Genomic DNA, 20,617 nt, shown 5'->3' on the forward strand with positions numbered 1-20,617 from the left:
TTACAATAATATTGCCATAATACTTAGGTTTTAAGCAAAAACACTTAGGTTTTAAGCGAAAATACTTAGGCTTTAAGCAAAAATACTTAGGCTTTAAGCGAAGCGGTTTGTCGAGCCGTACATTTAAAAAGGTAGCATCGACTTACGTATATTACTGTGCGGCTACCGCTTCATCAGTGGTATCACCCGCCTCCAAATCACCGTCTGCTTGCTCAGCCGTTAGATCAGCATCTGCAACCGCAGTTTGACTGACTGTGCCAGAAGCAGTTGCAGTACCCGCTTCTGCGGTAACCACAGCGCTATCAGTATCGGTCGCTGGGGTGACGCTTGCATCTGCAGCAGTATCAGTCGCTGTAGCATCCGCGGCTACAGGTGCTGTTTCAGCTGGCGCAGTGTCTTCAGCAGCAATCGCTTCTGCTTCATCAGCCGCCGCTGACGCTTCGGTTGTCTCAGCAGTAATGTGCTCGCCTGCTGGACGCAAAAATCCAGAAATACCAATAAGTAAGACGATACCTAAAAATAAGGCAACACCGCCTAAAGCAAATAAGAACTCTTTCTTAGGGTTGTTTTCGACAATATGTTCTGACATACCTTATCCACCTTGCACAAAATATTTAAAATATTGGTCTATTATATCGCAATTCGTACCGATTTGTTAAAACCCTTAAGTATTTAAAGGATTTATTATCAACAAACTTTGCCACTCGCTTTTATGGTTAATTCTCATAACTCATTCGAGCGATTCATTATCACTGGTAATAATAGCCAGTTATTTTAGCGACTTACCCAAACGCGGTTGCGGCATCCCACGCTTACCAAAGTAGCTCAAGACAAGTAACAGCGTAATGATAAAGAGAATCGGATAATTACCGAAGCTCATAAAAGGTGTATTACCAACCCGCGCCTGAACATCACCGCGTAATACTGTGCGCTCAAACTGCGGTGCACGCTCGACGATACGACCTTTATGATCGATGATCGCTGTCACGCCCGTATTGGTCGCGCGCATAAACCAACGCCCATTCTCTAGCGCGCGCATCTGCACCATTTGCAGATGTTGCAATGGACCTGCCGACGTACCAAACCAAGCATCGTTTGAGATGGTCAATAAGAAGTCCGTGCCAATCGCGTTTTTACGAGTGGTATCAGGGTAAGCCACTTCATAACAGACTGCTGAGCCCAAATTATGACCACGTACACGCAGCGGTGATTGGTTGTCACTACCACGACTATAGCTCATGATTTCTTGGCTACCAGCAAGGTTTGGCAAGATATCTAACATACCTTCGAAGGGAATATATTCACCAAATGGTACCAGACGCTGCTTTTTATACATCCCCTCAGCATCACTACCTAGCGCAACCACGCTATTATAAAATGGCGGATATTTATCCGTTTTTGGGTCAAAGTTTTCTAAATCTCGATAAGGAATACCTGTTACCCATGTGGTATCTGTTTCTTTGGCCATTTTAACCATTTCACTGATAAAGCCAATCGCTTCATCTTGAAACATAGGAATAGAGGATTCTGGCCATAAGACGATATCGCGATCCCACTCAGTACTTGTCAGAGTTGCATAAATTTTCAAGGTTTCTATTTGATATTCGGTGAGCCATTTTAAATCTTGTGGAATATTACCTTGGATTAAGGACACGGACAAATCAGGCGTGCCTTTTGGTTTTGTCCATTGCGGATTAATCAACCATAACACGCTGCTAATTACCAACAATGCTATTGAAGGAATCATATAGCCGCCACGGCGACGCAATAACTCAACCAAACTGGCTGCCAATAATACCGCAACGAAGGAGACAGCAAAGACGCCAGCGACTGGTGCTAATGACGATAACCAATACTGCTCCGTAAAGGCATAACCGACAAACAACCACGGAAATCCGGTGAACAGCCACGTTTTCAGCCACTCTTGGAGTATCCATAGCGCCGCAAAAGACAACGGCTGACGACCGACCATACGGTTGAAAACCAACGCCAAAAAGCCATGGAATAACCCCATGCCTAGCCCCATCAGCGCAATCATAATCAGCGCAAGCCATGCTGGCGTATCACCATAGACATGAATAGAGGTGTATAACCAAAATGCGCCAACGCACCAAAGTCCTGTACCGTAAGCCTGACCGATAAGAAAAGCACGCTTGCCACTCATATCAGGCATCAATAAGGCATATAAAATAGCAGGCGACACTAGCGCCAGTGGCCAAATGCCATAAGGCGCCAGTGCAAATATAAACACCGACCCTGCCAACAACGCAATCAATACCGTCAGCGCTATAGGCAAACCCTTGGGCTTATCAGGGTTCAGGCGTTTTTGTAAATCAACAGTAGACAGGCGCATAGCAGTTATCCAAAACCATATTTTTCAAAATTTTAAGCGTCAACATTCAGATGAAAACCAAGCTGAAGCAGACCGTATTGTGTTTCGTACAGTATCTAAAAGTTAAACCCGCCCATGATACCAGTCTCAACCCATTAATAGGTAACATTGCGTAGCAAATACCCAATAGCAAACACAAAAAAAACACGACCGCAATCGTGTTTTTTTGAGTATATCAAACAATGTTTAGGTCGCTATCGACACATCAATGACTGCCTATCAATATTTGCTGATCAGGATTGATTTTGGTGAGCTCAAGATTTTGGATAAAACGCCCTTCAACATCAGTAATAGTGATTTTCCAATCATCTATCACCACGCTTTCACCTTCCAAATCGCCCACATAACCAAGCGCCTGCATGACTAGACCACCCATGGTATCGACATCCGTATCATCAAAATGACTGCCAAGCTCATCATTACAGTCTTCAATCACGGTAGACGCTTGCACACGCCACGTATTTGGTTTTTCAGGATCAGCGACGATGTTATTGATATCACTGTCTTCATCGAAGTCATCATGCTCATCAACGATGTCACCCACAATCTCTTCAAGCAAGTCTTCCATGGTAACGACACCGCCAAAGTTGCCGAATTCGTCGACGACAATCGCCATATGTACTTGGGTACGCTGCAATGAGCGTAACAAGGTATCAGAACGTGCCGTCTCACTAATATATAGCGGCTGACGTACCAGATCTCTCAAACGTTTGCTATCGATTTTATCTTCTTGATCGCGCACCATATGCACAAGAATAGGAATCAAATCTTTGGCCAATAAAATGCCAATGACGGCATCATCATCTTGACTGTCAAAGACAGGATAGCGCGAATGGGTGGTCTCAAGGATGATATCCATCACCTCAGCGAGACTGGTGCTTTCGTGCAGCCCAACCACTTGCGGGCGCGGAGTCATGATTTCGCGCACTTGTGTCGCAGGCAGATCCAGCACGCCTTCTAACATATCGACGGTATCAGGCTCTAAGAACTGGCGCGAGTCTTGTACCAGACGAATCAATTCGTCACGGGTTTCGGGGGCGGTCGATAGCCAGCGTTTTAAGCCGCGCATCGACCAACTACTCGGGCTGGGAGTGTCGTCAGACATGGTGATGTGATTTAACCTCTTTAGTTAATAACAATTAAAATAATACGTAAAAATAATAATACGTAATAACAGACGTAGATGGGGATGAATACAGCAAATAAAACAGATCTTTGATTATTAAATTATAAATAGAGCAGATCAAAGTAGCTTCACTTTAGCGCAAGGCTCACCGACATTCAACGATAAATTCACTCAAATTGTATTGTCAGTACGTTATAAACTTTGCTATGGTCAAAGCCTTCACACACCAAAGCACACCCTATGTCGCTACGTTCCTTTTTCTCTCGCCTGCTCACGCCGCACTCACATAGCCATCGTTCAGATAACGGCTTGGACACGCTTGAGCCAAATAATCATGGTTCGGATAGACACGGCTTAAAAAATAACACTGCGAATGGTCGCCAACCGACACCTACATGGCGATATTATCTTGTACAGTTTTTCATCATTATTACCTTGCTACTGTCAGCCGTCTGGTTATTGCTGGCGATTTGGTATCAGTTTGGGGCAGGCTCTGCCATCACTTGGTTAGCCGCACTTTTCATTGTTGGTGTATTGACAGCCTTACTGGGCGTTCGCTGTTGGCCAAAAATAGCTCAGCGCTTTGATCATAAACAACACAGCAGTAAACCATGTAGCAGTAAAGCAACCATAAATAGCAAGTCAGCAAATAAATGGTTAACCGCTTTATATGGCGCTATTTGGTTGGTAGGCGTTGGCTGGTTTTTTTCTATTGAACCCCAGCAAGAGCGCGACTGGATGGCTGAGGTAAGTGAAAGAGTCACTTACGAGCGCGATGCAACCAATCCTGATTTGGTGACCCTAACCAATGTACGCAACTTTGATTGGCATACCGACACGGAGCCGACCGAACGCTGGGACACACGTACCATTGATATGTCCAAACTATCTGGCGTCGATGTCACCAACTCTTACTGGATGGGTCCACTAATTGCCCATACGTTGGTCAGTTTTCGTTTTGAAGATGATAGACCGCTTGCTTTCTCGTTTGAGATTCGTAAAGAAGAAGGCGAGTCGTTTTCGGCATTGGCAGGGTTTTTTAGACGCTATGAGCTGAGCCTGATTGCCGCAGAAGAGCGCGATATTATTTATACCCGAACGAATGCGCGTGGCGAGCAAGTTTATCTATTTCCCGTTAGCAACTTGCAGCAGCACGAGGTCAAGTCACTATTTGAAGCTTATTTAACCGCTGCCGATGAATTGAATGCCAAGCCTGCTTGGTATAACACATTACTCAGTAATTGCACCAATATCATTTTTTATATGGCGCGTATCGTCAGTGGCGATCGCCTGCCGTGGGATTATCGGATTTGGGTCTCTGGCTGGCTGCCAAATTATCTATATGATGTCGGTATGCTTGACGCTAATCCAGAAAAGACTGGACAGCCGTGGTCAATGGATACATGGTACGAGCGTACCCATATCAACTCAAAGGTTAAAGAATTCAATAATCAAATCAATCTAGAGTCTGGCGTTAATAGTCACAAAAACAGCCGCGAGTTCTCTGAGCAAATTCGTCAGGATATTCCTATCCCGCCATTGGCTGACACGCAAGAAGATGCTGAGGCAAAAGCCAAATCTGCGGCTCAGGTTTCTTATTAAAATCAAGTAGCATTGTACTTTTACCCTGCAATAATACCAACGTCACTAATGTCACCGATTTCAGTAACTCTCAGTATTACCAAGGCTTAACCCAGCTGATCACCCGCTCCTCCATCGCTTCATCAGACATACCAGTCTCAGAAACACAGCGCCCTGCCACGCCAACATTGGCAGCACGCATTTGTTGCTGCGTTACCACTGCATCTTGAGTCAATAACAAATGCCAACTTGGCAAATTTTGTCCTTTATACAGACGCTTATAGGCGCAGTGCGAAGGCAACCACATCATCTGCGGCAGATTGTCCATGGTCAGCTGAATACAGTCGGGCACATGCTCTTGACGCGTGGCGTAATGCTGGCAATAACCCGTCGTACAGTCCATTAGCTGGCAAGTCACATCGGTATACTCGACCAACTCTTCATCCACATCACCATGCTCATCTTCGTCAATATACTTAATCAAACAGCAGCTGCCACAGCCATCACACAACGCTTCCCATTCGCTATGATTGAGTTCTGACAATGCAAAGCGCGACCAAAATTTCGGACGCAATGTGTCATTGATCTTACTGTCATGGTCGCTGTTGCTTTCATTACCACTGTCAGGAAATAAGCTCACAGCTGATTTTTCCATGACTTTTAGCGGCAAAGTTGCGTCAGAGTCTAGATGAGCTGCACAGTTGTTTAACAAGTTTAGTGTCATAAAGGTGCCGTAGCATTTTGATAAAGAGCGTTACAGTATTATAGCTGTTTTTGCCTAGGTTGAGCGTTAAGGTAGTAAAAGTAAGAAAAACGATGTCGCAAAAACACAGACAAATAACCTTTATAACGTAAAACTCCTCACATAAAAAAGGATAATAATATGTCAATTAAGACTTTTGAATTAATCAGTACCACCGAAAACGGTGTCCAGCTTATCAGCTATGTGGCATTGCCAGAAAATGCATCTGACGACCATCCTGTTGCGGGAATTTTAGTAGCGCCAGAATGGTGGGGCGTGGTTGAGCATCCAAAATCAGTGGTCGAGCGCTTGGCAGAAGCAGGTTATGCCGCCGTCGCAATGGACGTCTACGGTGAAGGCAAGCTGACCACCGATGCTGCACAAGCGAATATGTGGATGGAGCAAGTATTAGAAGATCAAGATATGCTGATGGCACGCTGCCGCTTAATCCTTAATGACTTTAGCGACCAACTAGCCGTTGATGGTGACAATCTAGCAGCGATTGGCTTTTGCTTCGGCGGTAAGGTCGTGCTTGATATGGCTCGCGAAGGTATGCCCTTAAAAGCGGTCGCCACTTTCCATGGCAACCCAACACCAAAACAGCCAGCGGATAAAAACTTCACCGCTAACGTATTGGTTGCTCACGGTCGCGATGATTCAATGGTATCCATGGAAGCAATAGAAGGTCTAAAATCAGAACTAGATGCTGCTGGTGTTGACTATATTATCGATGTTTATGACAACGCTAAGCATGGCTTTACCAACCCACATGCCGATGAGCGCGCTGCTAAAAATGATGTTGATCTTGGCTACAACGAAGCCGCTGCCAAGCAAAGCTGGGAAAACATGCTTGAATTTATGGAAAATAACTTAGGTAAATAATCTTTGAATCAGGCATATCAATAGCTGTTTTCAGGTTATTAACACACTATTTATTAACCCCTATCTATTAACCCAACATATAGCAGAGTGCGCCCGCCGCATTCTGCTTTTTTTATCGTAAACAAATCCATATTGGTCATCACACACTTACAAAGGCTTACTATTAGTAAGGATTTAAGACGCTAACATGATTATTGCACAGTCGTGATTCATATAATCAGTTACACCACTTGCTGATAGCTCTCTAATCACTCACTAATAATAAGGTAAAATCATGAAAACCATCCAACAACTATTCGACTTTCATCATAAAACCATCATTATCAGTGGTGCAGCAGGCGCTATTGGTAGCGAGGCGGCACGGTTTTTAAGCTCACTAGGAGGCAACATTGTCCTCGCTGATTTAAATGAAGATAAAGTGAAGCAACTTGCCGCTGATATCGAAAAAGAAACAGGCAATGCAACCTTAGGCATGAAAACCGACTTCACTGACGAGACGCAAATTGCAGCCTTGGTGGATGCAACTATTGCAAAATTCGGTAAGATTTCTGCAGTAGTCAATAACGTCGGTTGGGGTGCAAATACGCCCTTATGGGAATCTACCACCGAAAAAATGGTCAATGCGTATAAGCTCAACACCTTGGGATCTTATCATTTGACTCGTTTATGTATGCCGTATTTAAAACAAGAAGAAAACGCCTCTGTGGTATTTTCTGGATCCATGGTTGGTAATACACCATCGCCAGAATTTATCGAATACAGCACAGCTAAAGCGGGCTTGCTAAATATGGTAAAAAGTATGGCGGTCGCATCAGGTCCTGAAGTGCGCTTTAATTCACTAATCATCGGCACAGTAGATAATGGTGCTTCCTCTGAAGAAGCCGGTTATACCCAAGAGATGATCGATAATGTGGTCAAAGGTATCGTCCTAAAACGACGTGGCGTGCCAGCAGATATCGCTCAAGCGATGGCGTTTTTGTTAAGTGATGCAGCGTCTTGGATTACTGGTGCTGAACTGACCGTCAATGGAGGCGGTGTTTACAAAAGCAAAATGCCAACCTCATAAACTCAGCCATCATTTTAATCATAAATTTATAAACGATACATACTAGGGCGTGTTGAGCATTCGACCATACTGGGTAGGATTTTATCTACTCAGTATTTTTTATGCATAAACCTATTCGCTTGGACTTGGAACATAAACCATGGCAACAACATTAAACGCAAAATTGCTAAAAGGCGCTATGCTTACTGGCGTAATCAATGCCTTCATTAACGGCGGGATACAATATTTCTTCTTAAAAACATACTCATCAATCGCAATATCTGTTGACTCTATTACCAATAATGAAGACACGGTGCTCGGTACCTCCGTTACTTTATCGATTACGTTAGCCATGATTTTGACCATGGTGGCTTATTTTGGTATCAAAGAAAAAAAAGTAGCCTTCTTTCCAACCGCTTTTTGGTTGACGATAAAGCATGGATTTTTCACCTTTGGGGTATTGACCTCTCTTGCTGTACTATGGCAAAAATACGCAGGTACGGTCGAAGTATCTTTGATTTCAGCTTTAATTATTATCGGTGTTATTGCAGGTATCGTCTCAGGTATGGTGAATTATCTAACCCTACGTGAATGCACATTATCAGAAAGACATAAATTATATGCCGCTTAAATATCTTAGTTTATAAAGTATCAAGGTCAGCTCAATGATAGTGAACGAATAATCTTGGGCTAATCCTTTTATTTTGATGAGCGCTTTGCTTGTGTTTGCTTTGAAATCGAGTCATCATCAAGCCATCAAATATTGAGTAACGGTGTGGTAGCGCTATGTCTGATATCAGCGGGTTTGTATTGCTTGTTTGTCTAGTAGTGATTATCGTTTTTTACAATAAACTAAAGCGACGCGTTGATCAGCTTCAACGAGACATCACGCAACTGCAAGATGAGTTACAAGCGCAGCAACACCGTGTCAGCTCTATGAATAATAACGCCGATAATGACGTAGACGTTCATACTGAGCCAATGGCTCAAACGCTAGCTGAGACTCACTCGCCCCAACCTATTATCGAGGAGCTATTTGACTCAGCACCTCCTTTATCTACTGCCACGATTCGCCCGAAACCAGCCCCTTCTCCAAAAAACCCATCGCCCATAGAGCCTGATGAGCGCTCACTGCTTATCGTCACGTCATTGATTCACTCTATCAAAAACTGGTTTTTTGGCGGTAATCTAGTCGTACGCGTTGGCGTGATCGTCCTACTTATCGGTGTGGTGCTACTACTTCGCTTGTTAAGCGACTATATCGAAGTGTCGATAGCGTCCAAGCTTTTAGCGATAGGCATCCTCGGTTTAGGTCTAGCAGCATTAGGTCTAAAATTGGCAAAAAATCGCTTTGCTTATGGCATCACCCTACAAGGCGCAGGCTTAGCGATTGCGTATTTAACGACCTTTTTTGCCTATAGCGTTTACCAAGTTCTGCCTAGTCTACCGAGCTTTATTGGGCTTGGGCTATTATCTGCGATTACCATTGCACTCGCCGTGCGTCAAAACGCTTTTCCACTGGCGTTGTTGGCATTATCGGGTGGTTTCTTTGCGCCTATTTTGACCAGTGAAGACACGGGCAGTTTGGTGGTATTGTTTAGTTACTATCTACTATTGAACGTGACGATTGCGATTATTGCGCATTACCGCCCATGGAAAATACTGAATTTATTCGGTGTCACTGTGACCTTTGGATTGGCTTACTACTGGGGCATCAGTGAGAATTTGAGCACGGTCATTGAGGCGCAGCGCTGGTCTTTAGTCCTACTGGTCACCTTACACTTATTGCTATATCTGTTTGTCGTCATTCGCTACGCCCAACAAATCATTGCCTACAATACTCTTAATGAAACAGACATCATCCAGACAGAGAGCGCAGACAACGTTCAGGCAAGAAATAATAGCTATGTATTCCCTATTGATACTGGCTTACTGTTTTCAGTGCCGATATTAGCCTTTGGTTTATTTGCGGCATTATTAGATGACATTTCTAACGCCTTAACCATCGCTAGTGCTATTTTAGCCACTGTTTATTTAGGACTCGGCGGGTTGTTTGTGCAGCGTAGCCAGCGTTATGCCTTAATCACCGAAGGCATGCTGGCTTTAGGATTTGGTTTTTTGGCGCTGGTAATCCCTTTGGCATTAGATGCTGAATGGATTGCCTTTGGCTGGTCAGTACAAGGACTGGCGCTGGTCTGGTTTGGACGGCGCTCACTACGCGCATGGTCAGTGCTATTTGGTTTGTTATTGCAGCTAATCAGTATAGGTATGCTGATGGTAAAAGTCGTCTTCGCCATTCAAGATTATCCGACATTGGCATTAACCATTTCCGCTATGACTTATTTAGCCACTGTATTTATTTTACGCACGAACAACTCGCCAGCTATGCTAAATGATAGTTTGAACGAAGACTTAAATGATAGCTTAGATAATCATTCAACATATTCTCAAGAGCAAAACGCCACGCCAGATGCGATAGCAACCTATGCCAACGCATTAGGTATTAGCACTCATGCCGCCCAGCAATGGCTAACCTCAATCAACAGCCACAGCACAGTATTTAATCTTGTTTGGCACAGTCCTATACTCATAAGGTTTTTAACCTTTACGGCTATAGCGTGGCTACTACAAGTGCTGCTGCTTGATTTTAACCAGTGGTTTGCCAGTTGGACACTGGCAACGACGACCATGATTGCACTCGCAGCACTGGTCAGCCTTGCCATATATTGGACAATCAATCGTTATCGCTTGTGGATAGAAATCAGACAACTTAGCCACGGCTTATCGATCGTCTTTTATCTCATGCTCGTCCTACAGTTACCGCAAAAATTCGAGTTTCATTTATCATGGCAGACAGCAGATTGGCTACTATTGACTGGTCTAATCATTGGTTGGTTGATTATCGGACAGTTGTGGTTAAAGACGTGGTACAACCATTCCGAGCTGTCACGCTATGATGGCGCAAGCTGGCTAGGAGCTAGCATTCTAATCATTACTGCCGCTGCCCACTATGGACTCGCAGATTCCGCTGGGGTGATGGCTGTCTTGATGCCAGCCATTTTAATATTGGCTGGATTATGGCGCTGTCATCGTTATGCCAGCTATCGTAAGCAAAATAAGCGCACGAATCAGGTATTAAAACAAAGCCCACTATACTGGTTTGATTGGCAACAAGCGCTATTGAGCTGCGCGGCTATCTTTGCGCTCATTGCTTTAAGCTGGGTCATCATTACCAACTGGTCTTATGATGGTGTAATTTGGGGACTGTCATATTTTCCGCTATTGAATTTATACGACATTACCTCATTGCTGACGCTATTGGTTGGTTTTAGTCTATATTATATGAGCCAACATCGCCGCGATGAGAGTCGTATCGAATCGAGTGCAGCCCCCCAAACTAAGCGTATATTTACCGCCGATTATTTATTGGTTATGTTGGGACTTATTAGCTTTTGGCTGATTTCCAGTATGTTGGTCAGAACGCTACATGCCTTTATCGGTACACCGCTTTGGGACAGCGCTCAGGGCGGCGCATGGAATAGCGAGCAAGTGCAGACAGGATTGACTATTTTATGGACGCTCTTGGCTTTAGTCGCCACCATCGTCGCCAGTCGCTATTGGCAGCGGACGCTTTGGTTTATGGGGATTGGGCTGTTAGGCGTCGTCGTAATTAAACTGGTAATAGTTGATTTGTCACAGACCGAAGCGATTTGGCGGGTGATATCTTTCCTTGGCGCAGGCAGTTTAATACTATTAATTGGTTATCTTGCACCGTTACCTCCTGCCCGCGAAGAAATAGAAAATCCAGCTCAAGAGTAACCGCGCATCTGGTTGGGCGAAATTGTAGCGTGAGAAAGGTGGTTCTGTAGTAAACTGGACACCATGAAAAGTAAATGACGATCGTCTTACTTTGCGCATTTTTTATAAAAGGTTATGAAAGCAGATGGATAAGAGAGCAAGTATTCAGTGGTTCCCTGGGCACATGAACAAAGCCCGTAACGAAATCAAAGAAATCATGCCGCAGATGGATTTGGTCATCGAGGTGATCGATGCGCGTATCCCATATAGTAGTGAAAACCCAATGGTCGCGGCATTGCGCGGCGAAAAACCCGTCATCAAAATCCTGAACAAAGCCGACCTTGCTGATCCTGAATTGACTCAAGCGTGGATGGACTATCTTGAGCAGCAAAGCGGTGTGAAAGCCATTGCTTGCGATACCGAAAAAGCCAATGATGTCAAACGTATCATCGCCATCTGTAAACAACTTGTGCCCAATAAAGTGGGGACGGGTCGCCAAATCAAAGCCATGATTATGGGAATTCCAAACGTTGGTAAGTCGACGTTGATTAATACTTTGGCTGGACGTGCTGTCGCAAGAACTGGCGATGAGCCAGCGGTCACCAAGTCGCAGCAATTGATTAAACTTGACGATGACATAATGCTCTATGACACGCCCGGTATGCTATGGCCAAAAGTCGAAAACGAAAACTCTGGCTATCGTCTGGCAGCGACGGGCGGTATTCGTGATACGGCTTTTGATTTCGCTGATGTTGCCAGCTATACCGCTGAATACTTGATGCAAGCCTATCCTGAGCTGCTAAAAACCCGCTATAAAATTGAAGCGCTACCAAAGACTGATTGGGAGTTTTTTGAAATAGCTGGACGTAATCGCGGCTGTGTACGTTCGGGCAATCAAGTCGATACGTACCGCATGTCTGAGATTTTGATCAACGAGTTACGTAGCGCTAAGCTTGGGCGTATTACGCTTGAGACGCCAGCTATGTCTGAAGCTGAAGAACTCGTCGTCACCGAGCAACGCTTAGCAGCAGAAGAAAAAAGAATCGCTAAAGAAGAAGAAAAGCGTTTACGTCGTTTGAAAACGCGGAAGAATCGAAAGTAGGGTTTAGTTTTTTTAAATAGAAGTCTCGCCTAGAGTGCGTTTCACGTACTTATAACAAAGTTATGATTATGTATTGGTGCGCACTAAAAATGGAAAAACTGATAAAAGCTAGGCTAATAAAATCAGACTTAATAGAGATTCTTAATCAATTTGAACGTTGTAGTCTTAAAAATATGTCTAGCATTATCCTACTTAAGCAAGCTTTAATATCTATTGCAAATCTCGTAGATTTTGAACGTACTATGCGAGTTATTTATAGTGAACACAGAAATCTGTCATCTATTTTTAATGAAATGTATGATGAGTACGAGTTTGCAAAATATATAAGAAATAAGTTTGTTGGTCATATTAAGATAGACTTGCTGACTAAAGCTATTGAATGGAAACCAGAACTTAGATACCTACTTCATAAAACTAACGACCCAGAAGTTATGTTTCTGTACAATATTTGGATATTAGAAACCACAATTAATAGTTTTGTTGATTCAAACGGAAAACATAGAATATTTAATTCAGATACAGATTTAATCTATCCACCTGACTATCAGCGATTTATTAATTTTATTACTGAGACGATTAAATCAGCAATAGAGTACCTAAATATTTTGGATGCGATACTTTACATATCCATTGATGAATATGAAAAAACAGAGAATATTGAACATTGGTTGCTTGCAAGTCATACTATTTTTAAATATATCAAAAAATAAAATATCTAAGCGGCTAACCCTAAACTAAACAATGCCAACTCATTGAACAAGCTAACATAAGGTATAACTAACCGCCCTACTTTTTAGTCACAACACTCTATGACTCAGCCTATCGCCAAGACAAAAGAACAATCAGTAGCAATCAAGTCGATACCTACCGCATGTCTGAGATTTTGATCAACGAGTTACGTAGTGCCAAGCTTGGGCGTATTACGCTTGAGACGCCAGCCATGTCTGAAGCTGAAGAAATCGTCGTCGCCGAGCAACGCTTAGCAGCAGAAGAAAAAAGAATCGCCAAAGAAGAAGAGAAACGCTTACGTCGTTTGAAAACGCGGAAGAATCGAAAGTAAATCAACAACCCTTTTTGTCTATAATGTTAGCTGCATAAAATTATTTTAGAGCTCATGCAAAAAAAGCCCCTAAGGGCTTTTTTTTTGTTTACTGATAGCGATATCGAAGTTTTTCGATGATATCTAAATCATTTAGCGATATCTAAGCCATCGACTACTTCTGTTTAGGCATGACTTTTTCGATAGCTTTCAACGCACAAGCTTCGTCTTGTACTGCACCGCCTGCGCCGCCCGCTGCAATAGCGCCGATCACATCATTGCCAAACTTTAACGGCACACCACCGCCGATCAGCAGTAAATCATTTACCGTATTCAAGTTATTTGAGTCTGGATTAGCGCGAGCATTATCCGCCAACGTACGTGAAGGCGTTTTGGTAGATAATGCCGTAAATGCCTTGCGAACAGCAGCATCAGTATTGTGCGGACCAACGTTATCATCGCGCTGTAGCGCGATTAAATTACCAGCACGATCAACAACCGCGACAACGGCAGATTTGCCCTCTGCGTGACAGGCTGCCATGGTGGCATCGATTAATTCATTGGCCAGCTCTAAAGAAACATTGGGCTGTTGTAATACTAGATTTGGTTTGGCGGCCAAAACGTTGGCTGAACAGCCAATGACTGCTAGCGCCAATATTGCTTTAGATAAGTAGTTCGACATTAACTTCATAAAGAGTCCTAAATATTACTCATACATGTGAGCGTTTGTTTGAAATGATGCTTAGTGAGCTTTAGTAAGCGTACTTGATGAAACCAGACAATGAGTTATCGTTAACTCAAAGGTGCTCTTGCGACCCTAGCGAGAATGAGAGTCATAATCTTGCAAAAAGCACAACAATGATAAGTTAATTTTTCTACAAAATTCACTTAATTTTGTAAGATTTACTTTATAAATTTGCAACTCTACATTAAGTTTTCTGTTACATACTCTGTTTTTTAACACTCATACTCAAAAGACGCTTACATCGTGGTAATCTCAAACATCGCACGACAGCGATATCAACTCACTTCTCTCAAAAATCGGTTATAATTCATACACTAATATGCCAAAAATTGATGATATGACTCAGCTTACCCCCACTGCAAACCTCACGACGATAGAAAACACTTTTACTCAATACTCTACTTCTCTCGATTCGTTCGCCCCGCGCCTACTCGATTGGTTCGCCGAAAACGGTCGCCATGACCTACCTTGGCAGCAGCACCAAACCGACGCGCCCAATCCTTATATCGTCTGGCTATCCGAAGTCATGCTACAGCAGACGCAAGTAACGACGGTGCTGCCCTACTTTGCCCGTTTTATGGCATCCTTTCCGACCGTGCAAAATTTAGCCGCTGCAGAATGGGATACGGTTGCGGAGCATTGGGCAGGACTTGGTTATTATGCGCGCGCGCGTAATTTGCATAAAGGCGCGAAACAACTGGTCGAAGTCATTGATGAGACGGGCGACTTTCCGCAGACGCTAGCAGGGTGGGAAGCCATATCTGGCGTCGGGCCATCGACCGCTGGCGCGATTATGGCGATGGGCTTACATCGTTATGGCGTCATTTGTGATGGTAATGTCAAACGTGTCTTGACGCGTTGGGCAGCGATTGATGGTGATATTACCAAGTCTGCCACCACCAAAGAACTATGGGCCTTGGCAGAGCGTTTAACGCCTGTCGATGACTCAGGGTTATTCGCACAAGCGATGATGGATATGGGCGCGACGTTATGCACCGGTAGCAAACCTGCCTGCCTATTATGCCCCCTTCAAGAGGACTGCCTAGCCCACGAGCAAGGACGCGAAACGGATTATCCAGTCAAAGCAAAAAAGCAGCCCAAACCCAGCAAGTTTAGCAATGCCTTATTGATTGAAGGTATTGATGGCAGAATACTATGGCTACAACGCCCTGACAATGGCATTTGGGGCGGACTGTGGAGTTTACCTTTACAGTTTGTTGAAAAAACCGCAGGCAAAGTGAATACTAAAACTGCCGCAGAAAAAACGACTGAAATTGACGATACAGTATTAAAAGTGACCAGTAATGAAAAAGTATACGAAGCAGAATTTACTACTGCCGAGCAAATTATCAATGAGTGGTTAGATAAGCATAAATTGACAGCAAAAGCAGTCAGTAAAACTTTATTAGACGATGCTCCTATTAAACATTCACTGACCCATTTTCATTGGTATTTGACACCGCAATCAGTCACTTTAAATGCTAAGCAAGTGGCTGAAATAACCGAAGCCTTACAGGCAGCAGAGATCAATATTAATTGGTTAAATGCTGTTGATGCTCAGGCAACGCTTGGATTGCCACGAGCAATGGTTAAGATTTTAGAATAAAAAAAGCGACTCATTATCAATAGTGAGTCGCTTTTTCTTTAGTCATCGTAGTACGGTTAGCGCTAAGACTTCGGCACTCGCAAACGCATTAGACCTTCTTGTTGTACCGTAGCAACCAGCTTACCGTCTTGCCAAAATTGCCCATGGTTTAAGCCCTTGGCATTAGACGTAGTATCACTCCACATGTCGTATAGCATCCAACCGTTTAGATCAAAATTACGATGAAAATGCATCGAGTGGTCGATACTGGCCGCCTGTAAGCCGCTGGTCATAAAGCTAACACCATGTGACATCAGCCCTGTACCCACCAGATAAAAATCGGACGAAAATGCCAATAGCGCTTGTTGAATCGCAACAGGTTGATTGCCCAATTCACGGATACGCAGCCAGTTCGCCTGCTTCGGTTTCATTGGCTCTGGATGAATCGGATCACGCGGTTTAACGGGTTTAATTTCGACATGGCGACGGCGCATAAAGCGGGCTTTGAGCGCGTCTGGGACTTTTCCGACATACTCTTCTTTTAAATCTTGCTCAGCCAGTAAATCCTCTGGTGGCGGATAGACAGGCATGTCTTCTTGATACTCTAAACCCTCTTCCATGGGCGAAAACGAGGCTATCATTGAAAATATTACTTGCTCAACAGGTGCTTTACCACGCACTTCTTTATACTGAATCGCCGTCACTTCACGCGCAGACAGACTACGACCGTCACGCAAGCGGCGCACCTGATAAATCACTGGCTGCGTGATATCACCACCGCGCAAAAAATACCCGTGCAATGAATGACAGGGCTTGTCTTTGTCCAGTGTATGCGCCGCCGCCATGATGGCTTGGGCGAGCACTTGTCCACCAAAAATACGACTGCCAACATAGTCATGGCTCTTACCCTCAAAGACATCGGGGGTCACTTCAATAAGCGCTACAGTAGCTAGCAGCTCATCAATCAATTGCGAATAATCGGACATGACGATATGTTTCCTTATTTTTATCAAAAACGCTAAGCATCTGAAAATACGCACCTAAAGATATCGATATGATATCGCGAAAGACAAAAGACACTTTGCATTTGAATGTAAAATAATATGAAATCACTTGCTGAAAATGCACAAGAGAGATTTAACACAAAAATTTTAGCGCAAAAAACACGGTCATAGCAGCGCTATCACCAGCATTTATTATATCGTTGTTTCAGCTTAAAAGAAGTACAAAGCAATCGAGTACAAGGGTATATGTGATACTTCACACGAGACGCGGTCACCCTTTTATAGCAAACGGGCTATAAATCGAAAAGATAAACATCTTACCCAATATCGATGGCTTTGACTAGAGAGCGACGCTCACTTGGCAATATCATGTTAATATTTTTGCTTAACATGCCTTAGGGCGCGTCCTAATATAAACGATATTAATCATAAAAAAACGAGATGCTATTAAACATCTCGTTCTTTTGATCATTTACATTTATGGCTTCACTGCCACTAACACACGGATGGAGTCTGGGACTAATAACAGACTACCTAGTGCTTGCTCACCTTGGGCTTTTAGCTGCTCCAAGCGCTCAATCTCGGCAGGACGTACGTTAGGATTAATCGTTTGTAGATGCTTAAGACGTTTGATTTCACGTGACCACTGCTGGCTAAAACGGGCACTGGCTTGTTCGCCAATCTCAGCAAGCTGCTGACGGGCAATCTCTTCCGCTTCATAATAACGCTGCTCAATTACATCACCGCGTACTTTGATGACTTGGCGAGCACGGTTTTTATCCAGACGTTCAATATGCGGCATAATCATCTCCGCACTGATACGCGAGGACAAATCACTGCCTTGCTCACTGATAAATACACGGATATTTTGCGTGGTCAGCGTCGCTGGTAAATTGAGCAACCTTGGCGCAATGGCTTCAACGCGGAAATTCACTTCGAGCAGCACCATACCTTGTGGTACAGCAGAACTTTTTAGCATCGCCACCGTGGTATTACCAAAGGTGCTGGTACTGGCCAACTCATAAATCGCGCGCATCAACGGATGCTCATGAGTGATAAATTCGATATCTTCACGCTGTAGTGCTTGCTCACGCTCGAATGTCAACGTCATACCGTCTTCGTCACCGAGTGGCAGACCATCGATATAATCACTAATTTCAGTGCTGTCAATCGGAGCAATCACCCACGAGCCATCACGCTGGATATTGTGATCGATATTGGCTGAGGCAAAAAAGCGCTCAATAAACTGCGGCAATAGATTATGACCATCAAAATCGCGCATGGCGTCAGCGATACGTTTGGCAACACGTGGGCGACAAGAGTTGTATTCTAATAAGCGATCACGACCCGCTTGTAGCTGTGCCTCTAACCCCAATCGCGTCTGTTTCGCTTCTTCGATGATATCTTGTAGTATCGCACGGTTCTCGTCAGTATCCGCACCCTCAAGCATGGGTTTTAGCTCTTGGATATACTGCTCTTGCACGCTCTGCGCCGTTGGAGAGATTTGATTAAACATATTCAGCGCGTCGTGATACCAATGATACAGTCGCTCTTGTGCTGTGCCCTGTACATAAGGCACATGCAGCATGATTTGCTGCGTTTGTCCGATACGATCTAGGCGACCAATACGCTGCTCTAAGGTATCTGGATTGGCTGGCAAATCCCACAATATCAGCTGGCTGGCAAACTGGAAGTTACGACCTTCCGAGCCAATCTCCGAGCATAATAATATCTGTGCGCCTTCGCTATCAGCAAAGAACGCCGCTGCTTGGTCACGCTCAAGCAAGGTCATCTGCTCAGTAAAGATAGCGGTTTTAATACCGGCATGCAGACGTAATACCGCCTCCAAACTCTCAACCGTCGCGCCACTACGGGCAATCAACAGCACTTTTTTGTGCTTAAGCTCGCCGCGCAAAATATCAATCAACCAAGGCACACGTGGGTCATCTTCTAGCCAGCCACCATCAGGTTGGTTTTCTTCGCCCCATAGCTGCTCACGCAATTTACCATTGGTTTGATAGCTGTCTTTCCATGCGGCAGGCAATGCCAGTGGATACGGCTGGCTGCTACGACCATAAAACCCTTTCACACTTTCACGGGTATTACGGAATAGAATACGACCTGTACCATGACGATCTAATAGCTCATTAAGCGCATAGGTGCGCAGTTTTTCGTCATCATTAATCGTTGCCAACTCATCAAGACTGATGTCTAACAAGCTGCTTAAAGCGGCAATTTGACTGTCGCTCAATGGCTTATCTTCTATCAATACACCAGCAACGGCAGCCGTTTCAGCAAAGGCTTCTTGACCATTGATAAACTCATCCAAATCATCAAAGCGATCCGGATCAAGCAAACGCAAACGAGCAAAGTGACTTTGTGCGCCAAGCTGTTCTGGCGTTGCTGTCAATAGCATGACCCCTGGCGTTTCTTCGGCAAAGTCAGCAATCAAGTCATATTTATCATTGCCGCCTTGCGCCTCATCCCAATGCAGATGATGCGCCTCATCAACCACCAATAAATCAAACCCTGCATCCATCGCTTGGTCGTACAAATCAGGGTGATCGAGTAATAAATCCATACCCGCAATGATACATTGCTCAGTAGCAAAGACGTTTTGCTCAGGATCGTGCTCTTTAATGGCTGCTGCACGTACCAAATCAAATAAGGCAAAATTTAGATTAAAACGACGACGCAGCTCAATCATCCACTGATATTGCAAACTATCTGGTACCAGAATGAGCACACGCTCAGCTTTGCCTGTTAAAAGCTGTTGATGAATAATCAAACCTGCTTCGATAGTTTTGCCCAAACCAACTTCGTCTGCAAGCAACACACGCGGTGCGATACGTTTGCCAACTTCATGAGCGATATAGAGCTGATGCTCAATGATATCGACACGCGCACCCATCAAACCTTTCAGCGGATGACCTGCCAGCGCCGACTGCATACGCAAGATATCTTGACGCAGCTCATACCAATCACCACGCTCAATACGACCAGCCAGCAGACGCTCGAGCGGCTTAGCAAGCGTGATATTGGCAGCAAGACGGGTTTCCATAATGCCTCGTTCATGCTCATCGACACTGTATTTGAGTACACCCATCACTTCTTCGACCGCGGTTACGGTATAGCTCTTACCCGCTTGATCAGAAATACTATCGCCGACTTTAAACACCACGCGTGATAATGGCGCGGAGTTTTTGGCGTAGACGCGCGTCTCTTCACTTTGTGGAAATAGAATGTGCACACATCGGTCATCTACATCGATGACCACACCCAAGCCCAGCTCGGACTCCGTATCAGATAAATAACGTTGACCAACGGCAAATTCAGTATTGTGCAATGAAGCGATAGAGATAGTCATAGGGCGATGTCTTTTGTACTCAGATAATAGGAAAAAATAGATAGCTCATAATGAGAGTTGCTAGCGTGAATCACTAGCGCGATGTCATTACTTAATAGTCTGAGAGGTCACCGGCCATACCGGTAGCGTCAGCTCATTAGCTAGGTCGCAAGATAAAGCCGACCATTATATAACGTTAGCAGCTAGATGAGTGCGCTAAGTTGACTTTT

At 44.2% G+C, this 20,617-nt stretch carries 16 protein-coding genes; 9 read left to right on the forward strand and 7 right to left on the reverse strand.

Annotated features, from left to right (window positions below; translation table 11 throughout):
* Nucleotides 1-151: 151 nt before the first annotated feature.
* The 3 genes from ACI2JM_RS09355 to ACI2JM_RS09365 form a co-directional block, all read right to left on the reverse strand.
* Nucleotides 152-589, reverse strand: coding sequence for a hypothetical protein (locus ACI2JM_RS09355; protein WP_055125321.1), 438 nt, complete (start codon nt 587-589; stop codon nt 152-154).
* Between the two features lie 180 nt (nt 590-769).
* Nucleotides 770-2,353: an apolipoprotein N-acyltransferase gene (gene lnt, locus ACI2JM_RS09360; RefSeq protein WP_404643763.1), complete on the reverse strand. Its 1,584-nt coding sequence runs from the start codon at nt 2,351-2,353 to the stop codon at nt 770-772.
* A 244-nt stretch (nt 2,354-2,597) separates the two neighbouring features.
* A complete protein-coding gene (locus ACI2JM_RS09365) occupies nt 2,598-3,497 on the reverse strand; it encodes a CBS domain-containing protein (RefSeq protein WP_045445952.1) in 900 nt (299 codons plus the stop codon).
* Nucleotides 3,498-3,758: 261 nt separating this feature from the next.
* On the opposite strand from ACI2JM_RS09365, the gene ACI2JM_RS09370 reads away from it, so the two are divergent.
* Nucleotides 3,759-5,120, forward strand: coding sequence for a DUF4105 domain-containing protein (locus tag ACI2JM_RS09370; RefSeq protein WP_404643765.1), 1,362 nt, complete (start codon nt 3,759-3,761; stop codon nt 5,118-5,120).
* Nucleotides 5,121-5,196: 76 nt separating this feature from the next.
* Here the strand turns inward: ACI2JM_RS09370 and ACI2JM_RS09375 are convergent, their stop codons facing one another.
* Complete coding sequence (locus ACI2JM_RS09375) at nt 5,197-5,685, reverse strand: YcgN family cysteine cluster protein (RefSeq protein ID WP_404644001.1); 489 nt, start codon at nt 5,683-5,685, stop codon at nt 5,197-5,199.
* A 297-nt stretch (nt 5,686-5,982) separates the two neighbouring features.
* Here ACI2JM_RS09375 and ACI2JM_RS09380 point away from each other — a divergent pair, with 297 nt between their 5' ends.
* From ACI2JM_RS09380 to ACI2JM_RS09410, 7 genes are all read left to right on the forward strand, one after another.
* On the forward strand, nt 5,983-6,723 hold the full coding sequence (locus ACI2JM_RS09380; protein ID WP_404643767.1) for a dienelactone hydrolase family protein: 741 nt from the start codon (nt 5,983-5,985) through the stop codon (nt 6,721-6,723).
* Between the two features lie 274 nt (nt 6,724-6,997).
* Nucleotides 6,998-7,789, forward strand: a complete 792-nt coding sequence (locus ACI2JM_RS09385; RefSeq protein WP_201554928.1) for an SDR family NAD(P)-dependent oxidoreductase — start codon at nt 6,998-7,000, stop codon at nt 7,787-7,789.
* Nucleotides 7,790-7,928: 139 nt separating this feature from the next.
* Nucleotides 7,929-8,399 (forward strand): hypothetical protein, encoded by a 471-nt coding sequence (locus ACI2JM_RS09390; RefSeq protein ID WP_045445942.1) that lies wholly within the window; start codon nt 7,929-7,931, stop codon nt 8,397-8,399.
* Between the two features lie 155 nt (nt 8,400-8,554).
* Nucleotides 8,555-11,587 (forward strand): DUF2339 domain-containing protein, encoded by a 3,033-nt coding sequence (locus ACI2JM_RS09395; RefSeq protein WP_404643770.1) that lies wholly within the window; start codon nt 8,555-8,557, stop codon nt 11,585-11,587.
* A 124-nt stretch (nt 11,588-11,711) separates the two neighbouring features.
* Nucleotides 11,712-12,668, forward strand: a complete 957-nt coding sequence (gene ylqF, locus ACI2JM_RS09400) for a ribosome biogenesis GTPase YlqF (protein WP_404643772.1) — start codon at nt 11,712-11,714, stop codon at nt 12,666-12,668.
* An 89-nt stretch (nt 12,669-12,757) separates the two neighbouring features.
* Entirely contained in the window at nt 12,758-13,378 is a 621-nt protein-coding gene (locus ACI2JM_RS09405; RefSeq protein ID WP_404643774.1) for a hypothetical protein, read from the forward strand.
* 161 nt (nt 13,379-13,539) lie between these two features.
* Nucleotides 13,540-13,728 (forward strand): hypothetical protein, encoded by a 189-nt coding sequence (locus ACI2JM_RS09410; protein ID WP_404643776.1) that lies wholly within the window; start codon nt 13,540-13,542, stop codon nt 13,726-13,728.
* Nucleotides 13,729-13,882: 154 nt separating this feature from the next.
* Here ACI2JM_RS09410 and ACI2JM_RS09415 read toward each other — a convergent pair whose 3' ends face one another.
* Nucleotides 13,883-14,398, reverse strand: coding sequence for a heme-binding protein (locus ACI2JM_RS09415; protein ID WP_228244541.1), 516 nt, complete (start codon nt 14,396-14,398; stop codon nt 13,883-13,885).
* Between the two features lie 391 nt (nt 14,399-14,789).
* Between ACI2JM_RS09415 and mutY the strand changes: the two genes are divergently transcribed.
* On the forward strand, nt 14,790-16,058 hold the full coding sequence (mutY, locus tag ACI2JM_RS09420; protein ID WP_404643778.1) for an A/G-specific adenine glycosylase: 1,269 nt from the start codon (nt 14,790-14,792) through the stop codon (nt 16,056-16,058).
* 62 nt (nt 16,059-16,120) lie between these two features.
* On the opposite strand, the gene ACI2JM_RS09425 is transcribed toward mutY, so the two are convergent.
* Both ACI2JM_RS09425 and rapA read right to left on the reverse strand, forming a co-directional pair.
* Nucleotides 16,121-17,023 (reverse strand): acyl-CoA thioesterase II, encoded by a 903-nt coding sequence (locus ACI2JM_RS09425; RefSeq protein WP_060491950.1) that lies wholly within the window; start codon nt 17,021-17,023, stop codon nt 16,121-16,123.
* Between the two features lie 496 nt (nt 17,024-17,519).
* Nucleotides 17,520-20,408: an RNA polymerase-associated protein RapA gene (gene rapA, locus ACI2JM_RS09430; protein ID WP_211181268.1), complete on the reverse strand. Its 2,889-nt coding sequence runs from the start codon at nt 20,406-20,408 to the stop codon at nt 17,520-17,522.
* Nucleotides 20,409-20,617 lie beyond the last annotated feature (209 nt).

The sequence above is a fragment of the Psychrobacter sp. NPDC064578 genome, assembly GCF_044901245.1.
GTDB classification, from domain to species: Bacteria; Pseudomonadota; Gammaproteobacteria; order Pseudomonadales; family Moraxellaceae; genus Psychrobacter; species Psychrobacter cibarius_C.